The 14,337-nt window shown below is 32.0% G+C and carries 11 protein-coding genes, 2 pseudogenes and 1 riboswitch; of the genes and pseudogenes, 8 read left to right on the plus strand and 5 right to left on the minus strand.

Annotated elements, in window-relative coordinates; all coding sequences use genetic code 11:
- Nucleotides 1-24: 24 nt before the first annotated feature.
- Nucleotides 25-93: riboswitch (Fluoride riboswitch) on the plus strand.
- 29 nt (nucleotides 94-122) lie between these two features.
- Together B2X73_RS13030 and B2X73_RS13035 are read left to right on the plus strand one after the other, a co-directional pair.
- Nucleotides 123-1,430: a voltage-gated chloride channel family protein gene (locus B2X73_RS13030; RefSeq protein WP_291096584.1), complete on the plus strand. Its 1,308-nt coding sequence runs from the start codon at nucleotides 123-125 to the stop codon at nucleotides 1,428-1,430.
- A 10-nt stretch (nucleotides 1,431-1,440) separates the two neighbouring features.
- Nucleotides 1,441-1,794: a DUF190 domain-containing protein gene (locus B2X73_RS13035; protein WP_291096586.1), complete on the plus strand. Its 354-nt coding sequence runs from the start codon at nucleotides 1,441-1,443 to the stop codon at nucleotides 1,792-1,794.
- A 225-nt stretch (nucleotides 1,795-2,019) separates the two neighbouring features.
- Here the strand turns inward: B2X73_RS13035 and B2X73_RS13040 are convergent.
- Nucleotides 2,020-2,280: pseudogene (locus B2X73_RS13040) on the minus strand (IS982 family transposase); the annotation flags it as partial.
- A 218-nt stretch (nucleotides 2,281-2,498) separates the two neighbouring features.
- Here B2X73_RS13040 and B2X73_RS13045 point away from each other — a divergent pair.
- Nucleotides 2,499-3,314 carry an HAD family hydrolase gene (locus tag B2X73_RS13045; protein WP_291096588.1) on the plus strand — a complete coding sequence of 272 codons (816 nt, stop codon included), beginning with the start codon at nucleotides 2,499-2,501 and terminating at the stop codon, nucleotides 3,312-3,314.
- A gap of 79 nt (nucleotides 3,315-3,393) precedes the next feature.
- Complete coding sequence (locus B2X73_RS13050) at nucleotides 3,394-4,299, plus strand: polysaccharide deacetylase family protein (protein ID WP_291096590.1); 906 nt, start codon at nucleotides 3,394-3,396, stop codon at nucleotides 4,297-4,299.
- 50 nt (nucleotides 4,300-4,349) lie between these two features.
- Here B2X73_RS13050 and B2X73_RS13055 read toward each other — a convergent pair whose 3' ends face one another.
- From B2X73_RS13055 to porU, 4 genes and pseudogenes are all read right to left on the minus strand, one after another.
- On the minus strand, nucleotides 4,350-4,751 hold the full coding sequence (locus tag B2X73_RS13055; RefSeq protein ID WP_291061660.1) for an OsmC family protein: 402 nt from the start codon (nucleotides 4,749-4,751) through the stop codon (nucleotides 4,350-4,352).
- Nucleotides 4,752-4,758: 7 nt separating this feature from the next.
- Nucleotides 4,759-5,664: pseudogene (locus tag B2X73_RS13060) on the minus strand (pirin family protein).
- A 126-nt stretch (nucleotides 5,665-5,790) separates the two neighbouring features.
- Entirely contained in the window at nucleotides 5,791-6,996 is a 1,206-nt protein-coding gene (gene porV, locus B2X73_RS13065) for a type IX secretion system outer membrane channel protein PorV (RefSeq protein ID WP_291089357.1), read from the minus strand.
- A gap of 33 nt (nucleotides 6,997-7,029) precedes the next feature.
- On the minus strand, nucleotides 7,030-10,893 hold the full coding sequence (gene porU / locus B2X73_RS13070) for a type IX secretion system sortase PorU (protein WP_291096592.1): 3,864 nt from the start codon (nucleotides 10,891-10,893) through the stop codon (nucleotides 7,030-7,032).
- A gap of 164 nt (nucleotides 10,894-11,057) precedes the next feature.
- Here porU and gldJ point away from each other — a divergent pair, with 164 nt between their 5' ends.
- The 4 genes from gldJ to B2X73_RS13085 all read left to right on the plus strand — a co-directional run.
- Complete coding sequence (gene gldJ, locus B2X73_RS13075) at nucleotides 11,058-12,686, plus strand: gliding motility lipoprotein GldJ (protein ID WP_221855963.1); 1,629 nt, start codon at nucleotides 11,058-11,060, stop codon at nucleotides 12,684-12,686.
- Between the two features lie 65 nt (nucleotides 12,687-12,751).
- A complete protein-coding gene (locus B2X73_RS13080) occupies nucleotides 12,752-13,834 on the plus strand; it encodes a UDP-N-acetylmuramoyl-tripeptide--D-alanyl-D-alanine ligase (protein WP_349679907.1) in 1,083 nt (360 codons plus the stop codon).
- Complete coding sequence (locus tag B2X73_RS15300; protein ID WP_349679908.1) at nucleotides 13,786-14,037, plus strand: hypothetical protein; 252 nt, start codon at nucleotides 13,786-13,788, stop codon at nucleotides 14,035-14,037. Before B2X73_RS13080 ends, B2X73_RS15300 begins: the two co-directional genes overlap by 49 nt.
- A 108-nt stretch (nucleotides 14,038-14,145) precedes the next feature.
- Nucleotides 14,146-14,337 (plus strand): hypothetical protein (locus B2X73_RS13085; protein ID WP_291096594.1); only part of this gene is annotated, 192 nt, incomplete at its 3' end.

The following is a 14,337-nucleotide window of genomic DNA, read 5'->3' on the forward strand; positions in this document are numbered from 1 at the left end:
GGATATGACGTACCCACAGTAGCAGACGAAAAAGGAAATGGTGTTCTTCCTTACCCAACCGCTATAAAAAAAGCTGATGACGCCTGATTAAGTTAAGTGTTTAACATTTAATCAGGTAGTTTATGCAGACAAAACAAAAAAAATCATTCAGCAAAAAAATCAATTTACAACTTTGGTCGTTGTTTAGACGTTATCCAACTATTCCTTACATCCTCAAATGTACATTCATTTGCTTATTTATCGGACTTTGTGTTGGTAGTGCTTCCGCAGGTTTTCTTCAATCATTGGATTGGGTTACGAATTATCGGGAAAATCATTTATGGTTAATTGCATTGTTGCCTATTGGTGGTTTTTTCATTGGCTTACTTTATTATTATTTGGGCAAAGACATTGAACCAGGAAACAATTTACTTCTTGATACCATTCACGACCCTAAACAAATTATTCCCTTCCGTATGGCTCCGTTTGTTTATATCGGAACCGTGGTAACACATTTATTCGGTGGTTCGGCAGGGCGTGAGGGAACAGCTCTACAAATGGCGGGTGCAATTGCCGACCAATTCAGTAAACCTTTCCGACTTTCTGAAAGCGAGCGAAAAATTTTAATCATTTCAGCCATTTCCGCAGGTTTTGGGTCTGTATTTGGTACACCATTGGCAGGTGCAATTTTCGGTTTAGAAGTGTTTTTAATCGGACGATTAAAATACGATGCTATTTTTCCCGCATTTGCAGCCGCTATTTTCGCAGACTTAGTTACGAAACTTTGGCAAACACACCATACTCATTACTACATCAATTTTGTTCCCGACATCTCTTTTTTAAATATCATTTACGCAATCATTGCAGGAATTATTTTTGGATTATGCTCAGCAACATTTAGTAAAACAATACATAAGGCAAGTTCTATTTTCAAATCAAAAATTGAGTATCCACCTTTCCGACCTTTGAAAGGCGGTGTTATTGTTGCTCTTGCAGTTTGGGCAATAGGCACAACAAAATACATTGGCTTAGGTATTCCTACAATTGTTCAGTCCTTTGAAGAACAATTACCTATGTATGATTTTGCCTTGAAAATGATTTTTACCATCATCACATTGGCAGCAAGTTTTAAAGGTGGAGAAGTTACTCCACTGTTTTTCATTGGGGCAACTTTAGGTAACGCATTAAGTTATTTCATTCCATTGCCAACAGCACTTTTAGCAGGAATGGGATTTGTTGCCGTTTTTGCAGGAGCAACGAATACGCCATTAGCTTGTAGCATTATGGCAATTGAACTTTTTGGTGCTGATTGCGGAGTGTATGTTGCAATTGCTTGTGTAGTTGCATATTTAGTTTCAGGACATAACAGCATTTACAACAAACAAATGGTTGGCGAACCAAAGCACAAAAGATTTTCGAACCACGAAGGAAAAAGATTAAATGAACTTTAAAATTGTGAATATGAATACAAACAATATAAACGTAATGAGAATTTATTTTGGCTACGGACAAACAGTCAAAGGACAATCTTTTTGGCAACGACTTTGGAGCAACAATTTGGGACAATTACTTTTAAAGAAAGCGAAAGAAATGAATATTGAACAAGCCAATATTTTTATTGCAAAAGCTGGTTATTTAGACAACGATAAGATAAGTTTCAATATTTCAGAAATTCCATCTAAAAAAAATCCAGTTTGCCTTGAACTTGTGGACACTGCCGAAAAATTAAAAAATTTTATAGGGCAAAATAGAAAAGAGCTAAACGAAACAAATATTATTCTACTAAATAATGAATGTTTTAAGATTGACCAATAAAAAAAGGACTTATAAAGCCTGTTGAACCCTTTGATAAACTCAGGATAGGCTGAAAAAAATTGTATCAAGAATAGAATTTTATCTTCAAAAACCTTTTTCTCGATACAAAATTCTTTCAGAATTCCACTCGAAATGACAGGTTTATTGATAAAATTAAAACGGGTTCATTAATTATAAAATAACATTATAACATGTAAACAAACATTATTTAATACCCTTCGAGCATTATTCGACAAGATTAATTTTTTGCTTATTACTATTTCTATTTCTATTAAACATAAATTATTTAGATATTGAATAGTGGTTAAAGTTGTAATTTTGGCTAAAATTATGGTTTTAAAACCACCGAAAGTTTTGGCACAATTTCGGTCTAATCATAAACTGATCACAGAGCTGAGAGAATAAGATTTCGATTCTTTTTCTATATTTTTTAAACGCATAAAATTGTGGTTTATACTCTTTTTGATTAGCTTTTTTAGGTGTTTCTTTACATTAACTTCTTTTTTGTCACTCCTCTACACAAACTTATATTGAATAATACTTAAACTACTCGATAATATCATGGAGAAAAAGTTACACTATTGAACAATTTTCTTATTTTTTTATAAAATTCTAAGCACGTGAACAACGAAGAAGAACAAACCAAAAATTTATAACTAACTTTGAGGTCTCAATTATGAGACCTTTTTATTTAAGAAAAATCAATGCAAAATATAAAATTAATCGTGACAGATATGGACGGAACTCTGTTGCGTTCTGATCATTCATTAAGTCCAGAATTCAATAAAATTTACGAAGAATTAAAAGAAAACAACATCACATTTGTGCCTGCAAGTGGTCGTCAATACTATAGTATCATTTCTTATTTTGAAAATATAAAAGATGAATTGGCAATTATTGCTGAAAACGGAACCTATGTTACCTACAAAGGTGAAGAAATTTTTGTTGACGAATTGGATTGGTCTATTGTAAAAGAAATCGTAGAAGAAGTGCGTAAAATAGAAGGCGCAAATATCGTTTTGGCTGGCAAAAATGCCGCTTATGTGGAATCGAAAGATGAAACTTTTTTAGAATATTTTAAAAATTATTACGACAAAAATATATGGGTTGATGATTTAACTAAAATCGAAAATGAACAATTTATTAAAATTGCAGTAAATCACGCTGATGGAACAGAATTTAATGTATTTCCAAAATTAGTTGATTTTGAAAAATATGGATTAAAAGTTGTGGTTTCTGGCGAAGTTTGGTTAGATGTTATGAATAAAAAATCGAACAAAGGAGTTGCATTACAAGCTTTGATGAATAAATTGGATATTTCTTCTGAAGAAATCATTGTTTTTGGGGATTTTATGAATGATTTGGAGATGTTACATTTGGCAAAATATAGTTTTGCAATGGAAAATGCGCATCAAAATGTAAAAGAAATAGCGAATTTTAAAGCGCCTTCTAACGATGAAGATGGTGTAATTCAAGTTGTTAAGCAATATTTACAACAATTAAAAACCGTAAATACTTAATAATCTGATAAATAACATCAATCATTTAACATTTCAAATCAGATTAAATTATTAATTTCGCACAAAACCTAAACAATCAATGTTCACTATCAACAAACATCTAAAAAGCTTTCTAGCAATTGGAACTTTACTTTTTGTTTTTTCTTGTAAAAACGCAAATAATCCAATTCAAAATCAAACAACAACTTCTTCTGAGCCAAAAGAGATTTTGCAGAATGATGTTGATTCTATTTATACAGTAAAAATTGACTCATCAGCTTTGCAATTAGATACTATTGCAAAAGAAGAAAAGCAAAATCCTATTGATTCGACAAAACAATATGTTTACCTAACTTTTGATGATGGGCCTTACAAAGGAAGCAAAAATATCAATAAAATATTAACCGAAGAAAATGTAAAAGGAACGGTTTTCTTAGTTGGTTTTAATGCTTTTACAAAAGATTTGAAACAACATGTAGAAGATTATAAAGCTAATCCAAATGTAGAAATTGCTAACCATACTTTTTCGCATGCTCGCAACAAATACAAAGCTTTTTACAGTGTTCCAGAAAATGTTTACGAAGATATTCGCAAAAATGAGGTGGTATTAGATATACATTCTCGTTGGGTGCGTTTGCCTGCGCGTAACACATGGCGTTTGAACAAACGTAAAAAAGACGATCCAGTAAAAAATGCAATTCCAGCAGCTGATTTATTGGCTAAAAATCAATATTATATTTACGGTTGGGATTATGAATGGGAAAGAAGTGGAAAAAAATCTGCAAATCATCAACTTTCTTCGCCTGAAAAAATATACGAAGGAATTGTACATCGTTTGGATCAAAATAAAACATTCGAAAAAAATCATTTGGTAATTTTAATGCACGATGATATGTTTAATGAAGATTATAACGCAGAAAAATTAAGACAATTAATTGTTTTATTGAAACGTAATCCGAAAATTGTAATCGAAGGAATTTCGGGATATCCAACCAGGATTAGCTAGATAAAATATTAAGATAAAAAAATCCACTTCAGATGAAGTGGATTTTTTTATTAAATAAACTCTATCGTTGTTTCTATCTCGTGACCTTTTTCTAATACTTTGTGCACAGGACAAGAATTTGCAACTTTCAATAATCTTGTTCGTTGCTTTTCATCGAAATCGCCTTCTATGATAACATGACGTTGAAAAGTAATTGGCTCAGTTGTAATCATATCAAAATTGACATCTACCTCAACTTTTTTGTAAGCAAATTCTTTGTGATTCATATACATTTGCAATGTAATCGAAGTACAAGAAGCTAACGCAGCTCCCAACAATTCGCTTGGTTTTGCAGCTGTATCCAAACCTCCTTTATCTAAAGGTTCATCTACATTAAATTCGTGTTTCCCAGTTTTAATATTCGAAATATAATTTTTATCTGTCGAAGTTGATGTTACATTAATATCACTCATTATCAATTTATTTTTCGTTTTCTTTTATTTTAGATTTTTGTTGAGTTTGCGGAATCGGAACGTAATCGTCATCTCCAGGAACTTTAGGAAAACGATGATTAATCCAATCTTCCTTCGCCGTTTCAATCGTTTCTCTTGAAGAACTTACAAAATTCCAAAAGATAAAATGTTCTTCTGGTAATTCTTCTCCTCCAAAAATATAAACGGTAGAACCAGCCGCAATTTCGAACTCACACAAAGTAGCTTCTTTCGCTACTAATAATTGTTTTGTTCCATATGTTTCTCCTCCATCTTTGATAGAACCTTCTAATACATACAAAGCAGATTCTCCATACAAATCTTTTCCTAATGAAACTTTGAAATCATTTTTAGCTTTAATCTCAATAAAATATAAAGGAGAATAAACAGGTACGCCAGAAGTATGTTCACCAAACTTACCAGCAATCAATTTATAATCTGCATTTTCGTTTGACCAATTTGGTAATTTATCTGCTTCAACGTGAACAAAACTTGGCTCCATATTTTCTAATTCTTTTGGCAAAGCCACCCAAATTTGTAAACCATGCTATGTTTTTTCAGTTGTTCGTAAATATTCGGGAGTTCGTTCAGAATGCACAACACCTTTACCAGCAGTCATCCAATTCACAGCTCCAGGCTGAATTTCTAATTCAGTTCCCAAACTATCGCGATGCATAATCGCTCCTTCAAATAAATAAGTCAAAGTTGATAAACCAATATGTGGGTGCGGTCCAACATCAAGATTTTGATAATCTTTCAGCTTTGTTGGTCCCATATGGTCGATAAATACAAATGGTCCGACATGTCTTTTTTGACGAAATGGTAATAACCTACCTACCAAAAAATTTCCTATATCAGCAGCTTTTTCTTCTAAAATTAATCCAACGTTAGACATAATAAGTTTAGTTTTTTAATTGATGTAAAATTAGTTTTAACTATTAATTTCAAACTTGATTTAAGTTAATAAATAAAAAAAGGCTAACCAAAAGGTTAACCAATTATAACTTAATCTTAACGATTTCTAGTAATCGTAGCTATTTTGTGTTTCTCCACCAAAATTCCAAGCAATACCGAAACGTAATGTATTTTCTAAAGCATTGTTTGTATCTGACATTGGAATTAAATAAGATGCATTAAATGCAAACGAATTGTATTTAAGTCCTAAACCTAATGTCAAGTGTTGACGATCTCCTTTCATTGGACTTTCGTGGAAATAACCAGCACGAATAAATAAAGCATCATTATAAGAATACTCTGCACCTACAGAATACATAATTTCTTTTAACTCCTCTTTTCCTCCTCCTGGTGCATCACCAAAAGAACTAAAGATACCTTCCATTACACCTTTATTTGGGATGTAACTATTTGTTATATTCCCTTCTTCATCATATTCATATTGAGGTGTAGGAACTAACAATTTAGAAAACTCTGTTGTGATACCTACTTTATTGTAATCATCAAATTTAAAATCATAACCAACTCCTAAACGTAATGTTGTTGGTAAATAAGATGCGTTATCTTCTGAATTTGAATAATCTAATTTTGGACCAATATTAGAGATTTGGAAACCTCCACGTAATTTACCTTCAAAATTGTTGGTATCCATTGTTTCTGATTGATAATAACCTGCTAAATCAACTGCAAATGTATTTGCTGGCTGAACTGTACCATCGCTTACTCCATTAGATAAATCGGAACGAATGAAACGACCAGTTACCGCCATCGAGTAATTATCTGTTAAACGTAAACCATATGATAAGTCGATTGAGAACTCATTAGGCTTTGCCGTACCATCTTCTTGAATTTGTCCAGTAGCTGCATTTAAGCTATTTAACTTAATTTCGCCCATATTGAAATAATAGATACTTGCTCCTAATGTACTACGCTCATCTTGTCCTAAGAAAGTGTAATAAGTTGCATTTAATAAGAAAACATCATTCACCAATGATCCCATATATGGCGTATAGGTGAACGCTACTCCAGAGTAATCTGGTGCAAAAGCAAATTTAGCAGCATTCCAATACTGAGAATAGTTATCCGCCGATGTCGCAACACCTTGATCTCCTAAACCACCTGCACGTGCATCAGGCGAAATTTTTAAGAATGGAGCTCCCGTTAAAATTGGATTTGATTTTGTATAATCTTTATCTGTATTATTACTTCCTGTATCTTGAGCATAGGTAAAAGCCGATGCTAAAATCAATAAGCTTGCGGTAATTTTTTTCATTCGTGTTATATTGATTATATTTTTATTTTTCTATTATTTTAAAATGACAAGTTTTTCAACTGCTGCGGCTGATCCTTTACAAACTGTATCATCAACACCTTTCACATTGACCTTGTAAATATAAACACCTTTCCCAATTTTATCGCCAAAATCGTCCAAACCATCCCATTCTATCGCATATTTACCTGTTCGATATCCTTCTCTAAAAGGTTCTGCCGACACAGTTTTTCGAATCGTTTTGACTAATTTTCCGGAAATTGTAAATATCTGAACCATTACATCTAACTCAGAATCACAATTATGTTCAAAATGGAAAAACGTATTCTTTGTAAATGGATTTGGCCAGTTTAGCAATTTATCGATATGTAATTGTCCTGTTCCATTTTCCATTACTACAAAGTCTAACGTTACAGTATTCGAATTATTGTTGATATCCCAAAATTTTAAATTCACAGTATGTTGACCAAGTTCAAGATTTTTCAATTGATACATTACTTGTCCTTTCTGATAATCTTCAAAATTCTTATTGATACATGGGTTTGCATCACCTCCATCATAATATTCATTCAACACATAAGCATCTTGCACTTTTCCATCAAGCGTTGCAACAATATCGTGTCCAATACTCGATCCAGTTGCATTAATGCCTGAATTATCCGTTAAACAACCAACCAAATAAGGCGAACGATCTGTAATTCCTCCATTCGCAAAATGAAGATTATTCATATATAATTTTCCTTGCGGACGTTCATCATCATTTAATCCTTCTTCATTAATTCCTTCAATCGTAATTGTTTTTAAAGTCGATGCATCTTTACCATCTTTCTCATCCCAAGCATAAAATTTTATTTTACGATTTCCTAGCTCATAATTGATATCTTTCGGAACATAAAATTGAATCGTAAACTCACCTTTTTCAACTTTTCCTATTCCTTTATAAATTGTTTTATTTTCTGTTTCGAAAGTTTTTCCAGCCCAATCAGACTCCGATAAAATGGTTTTCGTTTCAGGTTTTTCATACAAGCTAATCGCAATTTTCCCATTGAAATTATTATCAATAGAATTATTAGATAATTGATTTACTTTACCTGTAATCGTTATAAAATCTAATGATTGCATTTTACCACCAGCAAGAGCATCTACATCTTTTTTATTTTTGATGCTTAATATTTCAATATCTTGTTGTGGACGATGAATTACTAACATCGGATCTCCAAGAATACTTACACTTTTGTTATTTGGATGTTTTGGAGAATAATTTAATTTTGCTTCATTAAGCGCTTTACCAATTGTTTGATTTTCTATTCCAACTTTCTTGAAAAACTGTTCGATCAAAAAATTATTCATCGAATCTCCGTAACCTGTTCCAATTGGACGATTGGTTGTTATCATAGACAAGGCTCCTCCATTTGCGTTTTTCAACATAGCTTCTCCGGCAGAATTATATTGCGGTAAATCCCAAATTGTAAAATCACAAGTCACAGTTGTTACGATAGGTAAACGTGAATAAGCTGCATTAAAATTGGATAAATTTGTTAATTCTTCTGCTGTAATAATTCGCTCTTGTGCCCAACTACGAGGACCTCCATGACCGTAATACATCAAGAAGTTTGAACCTAACTCGATTCCATTCAAAATTGCTTGATTTACGGTTGGATATCTAACTCCGGCAGAAGTACTTTCAGGTTGATGAGCTCCCGAATATATTTTATTAATCGTATAAATTTGATTCTCAGGTTTAGAAAATTCAGTATCAATTTTGGCATTTAAGCCTGGAGTATTTACATTATTATCATTATCAGTAACTGCAACAATTTTTGTTCGCCAATCGCCATAGGAAGTCCCTTTTCCTTGAACTTTATCGTAATATGAAACTATTTTATCAACCAAAATCTTTGCCTCAGTAGAATTAGAAGCAGAAATTCGTCCTACAGCTATTTCAAACCAATTGGCATCGTAACTATAAATTCCGTCTACGCTATTCGATAACATTTTTACATTATCATTTAACATTGCAAAATAATCATCCGTTGCAATCGCACCATCAATATCAAGAGAAGGTTCGTCTGTAAAAGTTGGAAGATAATTTGTAAAATCCTTTACTCTATTTTTTGGATCATAGGTTGTTGCTCCAAACAAAACACCATATTCTAAATTTGGACTTGATCTATCTTTTAAGAATTTAAAGAAATCACGAATCGCAATAGGATCTTGACTTCCAGAAGAAAAATCGTTGTAAACTTGTTCCGTTGTTACAACTGCAACATTTATCTTATCATGTTCTTTTCTAAAATTCGCCAAGCGAGTAGCTTGATCCAAATATTTTGGATGCGTGACAATTATATAATTAATATCGGTTAAACTACGAATATCTTGATTTGCTACTTTCCCTACATATTTTGCATCTGTAAAAGCATTTTCATCCTTGAATGCGACAAACTGATTCAGATGATTTGTGCTAAACTTATACAAATTACTTTGCGGAACAATTGAAGAAATTAAATGAATATCAGAAACATTCCAAACAGAAACATTTGCAGCATTATTCAATGAAAAAGCATTCACACTTCCATTATTAATATCTTCTAAAAACTGAAAAGTGAATTGCTCATTGCTATATGTTAAACCATCTTTGAAACGCAATTGTAAATAATCCAAATAAGCTAATCCAGAAGGATTGGTTCCGCTAGAAGAAACCGCAATATCGATAGAATTTGAACCTAATGAAACTGTTTTATCTTGAATATTTCTATCAAATAAAGAGTTTCCTAAAGAATGAGTAAAAGTTTGTCCATTTAAATTAACGCTATATGATGTATTGTTTGCATTTTTTCCAACCACCGCATAACGCAAATATGCTTCTCCACCATTTACAGCATTCGCTTTGAACGTTTTCTTGAAACCTCCATTTAAACCAATATTTTCTCCAACCCAAATTTGCCCAAGACCATTTAAGTTAATCGAATCTTTTTCATGAAATTGTAAATTATCAAAAGTAGAAAAAGTTTTTATAGGACTTGCTGTAAGCGCCTGTTCTCCTACTCTTTTGCCATCTTCTCCATTAAAACTGATAAAATAATAAGCAAAATCATCATACAAATTATAGCGAACTTTTGCATCTTTCAACGTTGTCGTATTATTTCTGTACCACTGATGCGGACCTTTCGCATAAAACAACGCGTAATCATTACTATCAAAACTTCCATCTTCACCTCCAACAAATTTTATTGGAATTTCATTCAAAGCTCCAGTTCTATCTTCCGTTAAATTCTCCATCAAACGCCCTTCTCCATTTCCATAGATTTTTAGCGATTTTGGGTTAAAATTGGTCGGAATTCCATTTTTAGTAAAGAAACTTTTATCTAATTTAAAAACTCCATCTTTCGAGACTTTTATTTTGTACCAATCTCCCGTTTTCAAAACACTTGTAGTCGAATTATCAATTAATTTTCGAGAAGATATTTTTCGAGATTGCGCTGATTTCGGAACAATTGAAAAAGATTCTATTTTTAAAATTTTATTATTTTGTTTGACAAATGGCACAACTTTAACAATTAATTTTTGCTGACCATTTTTATCGATAATATTGTATGAAGAAAAATTAATTTTATCTGTAATCGAAAAGGTGTTCAAATCAGCCAATTCGTTCTGTACTTCTTTAAATTGCACATTTGACAATTCAACTTCTTGATTTGTAGAATTTAACTCAACGACAAATTCTGGAAGAAAATATCCTCCAACAAAATAATTGTCTTTATTCGAGAAAAACGGCACATTTACCGTATTTCCATTCGTTAAAGAAATTGTTTGATTATTCTCCCAATTTATTTTGTAATTTTGACTAAACAATTGAGGAAATTGAAGCAAGGTTGCAACTAAAATAAAATATTTCTTCATGTCTGAATAACGCTATTTTGACAAATATATTTTCAATCGTAAAATAAAAAAATAATTCTTACGTTTGATACAAGAAATAAAGCATTTTTTCGTTGTAAGATTAATGTCAAATGCTTTTATTTGCATTAAATTTAATTTTCGAAAACCAGAAATATTCTATGAAAATGAATAAAGGACGTATTTTTTCTCTTGCTCTTGCAGCTGTTACTATGAGTGTATTCATGGGTTGTGCAAGCAGTTCAGGAAAGAAAAAAGGAGGTGGAACAAAAAATTTCACAAGTCGTACAGGATGGAAACCAAACGATAGTAAAGGTTGGTTTTTTTCAGGTAAAAAGAAAGAAAACATCAAAGCTTGGCCTGGAATGGTTTTCATCGAAGGTGGATCTTTTACGATGGGAATTACGAAAGATGACGTGTTACACGATTGGAATAATTCTCCTGTTCGTATGCAAGTGAAATCTTTCTTTATTGGTGAAACTGAGGTTACAAACTACGAATATAGAGAATATTTAACTTGGTTAAAAGTTGTTTTCCCACCAGAAGACACACAATACAGGGATATTTATAATGGAGCATTACCAGATGAAACGGTTTTCAATAATCAATTATCTCGTGATGACTTCTCTACAGAAAATTATTTATTTTCACCAGAATTCAGCTATTATCCAGTAGTTGGTATTTCTTGGTTACAAGCTGTTAACTATTGTGATTGGTTAACAGACCGCGCAAACGAAAAAGCCTTGATGAACAAAGGAATCTTATCAAAAGATTACTATGCTAATGAAGAATATAATTACGGAAATAAGACATTTAGTGCTGAGCAATATAAGTTAGGTGATACAAATGTAAACGAAGCGATTGATTCGACGAAAATTATGAGAGCGAATCAAATCAAAACACAAAATACCCGTATCTTAAAAGCGAATCGCGCTACTAGTTCTTTAGAAGTGCAACCTTTCCGTTTACCTACAGAAGCTGAGTGGGAATACGCAGCATTAGCTTTACCTGGAAATCGTGAATACAACGAATACAAAGGAAAAGATGTTGCTCAAAACAACTTAAGAGTTACAAAAGGTGCTCAAAGAGGACAATATTTAGACAACTTCAAACAAGGACGTGGAGATTACTCTGGAATTGGTGGATTTGGTAACGATGGTTCTGCAATTACAAGTGATGTTCGTAAATATCCTTCAAATGATTTTGGTCTTTACGGAATGTTAGGAAATGTTGCTGAATGGGTTTCTGATGTTTATCGTCCAATTATTGATGAAGAAGCAAACGATTTCAACTACTACCGTGGAAATATTTTAAAAACAAAAATTGACAACGGAGCAGGTGGTTTTGAAAAATATGACGAAACAAATGTTGAATATGATACTTTAGACAACGGACGTTTAGTTTATAGAGGATTACCAGGTTCTTACAAAAAACAAACAGAATACGATTTAACAAATTATCGTGATGGTGACCCTAATTCTTCTTTATCACCGCGTACCGAGGAAGGTAAATCTGCTGATCAAGCGACAGAAGACATGTACAACGCTCCTCAACGTAAATTTAGAGTAGATGAAAAAGGTCGAGTAATCTTAGAAAAAGATTCTTCTAAACGTACTTCTGACATCTCTGATGAAACACGCGTTGTAAAAGGTGGCTCTTGGAAAGACCCTATTTACTGGATAGATCCAGGACAAAGACGTTATTTACACCAAGCAAGTGCAACAAACTGGATTGGTTTCCGTGTAGCACAAGAATATTCTGGTAGTTTCGAATCAAAACGTAAACGTAGAGGATAATAATCCTTTTCAAAATATTTTAAATCTCGGTGATTAATTTCATCGAGATTTTTTATTTTTACATTATGAAAACAGCAGAAATATTCGATCAATTTCTTAAATCGAAAATCGTTACGACTGATACACGCAACATCTCACAAAATTGTATCTTTTTTGCTTTAAAAGGAGCTAATTTCAACGGAAATACTTTCGCTCAAGAAGCAATCAATCAAGGAGCTGCAATGGCAATTGTTGACGAAAAAGAATTTGAAAATACATCTCAAAATATTTTTTTGGTTAATGATGCTTTAGAAGCTCTACAAGATTTAGCGAAAACTTATCGTAATTATCTTAAAATACCATTTATTGGATTGACTGGTTCTAATGGTAAAACAACGACAAAAGAATTGATTTCAGCTGTTTTAAAAGAGAAATTCAAAACGCATTATACTTTCGGAAATCTGAATAATCACATCGGAGTTCCTTTGACAATTCTTTCTATTCCAGAAAACACAGAAATTGCCGTGATAGAAATGGGTGCTAATCATCAAAAAGAAATCGAGTTATTAGCTTCAATTTCTCAACCAGATTATGGGTATATCACCAATTTTGGTAAAGCACATTTAGAAGGTTTCAGAGGAATTGAAGGTGTGATTAAAGGAAAATCTGAGTTATATGATTTTTTGAGAGCAAATAACAAAACTGCTTTTGTCAATTTTAATGATTCTATTCAAGTTGAAAAAACTGAAGATATTAACCGAATTACATTTTCTGATCAACATAATGCTAATGTTCAAATCGAATTGATAGAAAATGAAACTGAATATTTGGCGGTTAAATACCAAGATTTAAAAATTCAATCTCATTTAACAGGAAACTATAATTTTAGCAATATTTCGTGTGCAATTGCAATTGGACAACATTTCGGGATTAATGCTAAAACTATTCAACAAGGAATCGAAAATTATTTTCCATCAAATAATCGTTCACAAATTATCAATAAAGAAAATTACAAAATTGTGATGGATGCTTACAACGCAAACCCAAGTAGTATGGAAGCTTCGTTAAATAATTTTGCAAAATTTGAAGGTTCTAAAACAGTTATTATTGNNTTGGTGATATGTTCGAGCTTGGAGAAGAATCAAAATCTGAGCATCAACGTATTTTAGATTTAGCTGAAAGTTTAGATTTTGATCAAATTTTTATTCTAGGACATAATTTTGGTGAAACAATTACGAATAATCCAAAAGTACAAAAATTTGAAAACCGTGTTGCCTTTGAAGAATGTTTGAAAGAAAATCCAATCAAAACTCAAAATATTTTGATAAAAGGTTCTCATGGGATGAGACTTGATTTGTTAGAAAACATTTAAAATCAACACCCTGATTATCTGATGAATAAATCAATATTCTTTTTTATAATTACTCTTTTCTGTTATCATTCTCTTCAAGCTCAATCTGTAATTGAATGGAAAAAAGATATGAAGCTTAATTACAAAAACTTCAAAAAGAAACCTATTCAAACAAAGGTTCCTCAAGGATTTTTAGATTCAAAATTAGGTTGGCAAATTGCAGAATCTACAGGAGAACTTCCTGAACTTTGGGTTACCAATAAATTTGATGAAAGTAATTCGTGGCTATCTATGCAACATACAGAAATTTTAAAAGAAATG

This window comes from Empedobacter sp. UBA7252 (assembly GCF_002472765.1).
Classification (GTDB): Bacteria; Bacteroidota; Bacteroidia; order Flavobacteriales; family Weeksellaceae; genus Empedobacter; species Empedobacter falsenii_B.

What these genes read in the sequence shown, in the direction of transcription:
- B2X73_RS13030 (WP_291096584.1), top strand. Translation starts at nt 123, where the DNA reads ATGCAGACAAAACAAAAAAAATCATTCAGCAAAAAAATCAATTTACAA.
- B2X73_RS13035 (WP_291096586.1), top strand. Translation starts at nt 1,441, where the DNA reads ATGAATACAAACAATATAAACGTAATGAGAATTTATTTTGGCTACGGA.
- B2X73_RS13045 (WP_291096588.1), top strand. Translation starts at nt 2,499, where the DNA reads ATGCAAAATATAAAATTAATCGTGACAGATATGGACGGAACTCTGTTG.
- B2X73_RS13050 (WP_291096590.1), top strand. Translation starts at nt 3,394, where the DNA reads ATGTTCACTATCAACAAACATCTAAAAAGCTTTCTAGCAATTGGAACT.
- B2X73_RS13055 (WP_291061660.1), bottom strand. Translation starts at nt 4,751, where the DNA reads ATGAGTGATATTAATGTAACATCAACTTCGACAGATAAAAATTATATT.
- porV (WP_291089357.1), bottom strand. Translation starts at nt 6,996, where the DNA reads ATGAAAAAAATTACCGCAAGCTTATTGATTTTAGCATCGGCTTTTACC.
- porU (WP_291096592.1), bottom strand. Translation starts at nt 10,893, where the DNA reads ATGAAGAAATATTTTATTTTAGTTGCAACCTTGCTTCAATTTCCTCAA.
- gldJ (WP_221855963.1), top strand. Translation starts at nt 11,058, where the DNA reads ATGAATAAAGGACGTATTTTTTCTCTTGCTCTTGCAGCTGTTACTATG.
- B2X73_RS15300 (WP_349679908.1), top strand. Translation starts at nt 13,786, where the DNA reads ATGTTCGAGCTTGGAGAAGAATCAAAATCTGAGCATCAACGTATTTTA.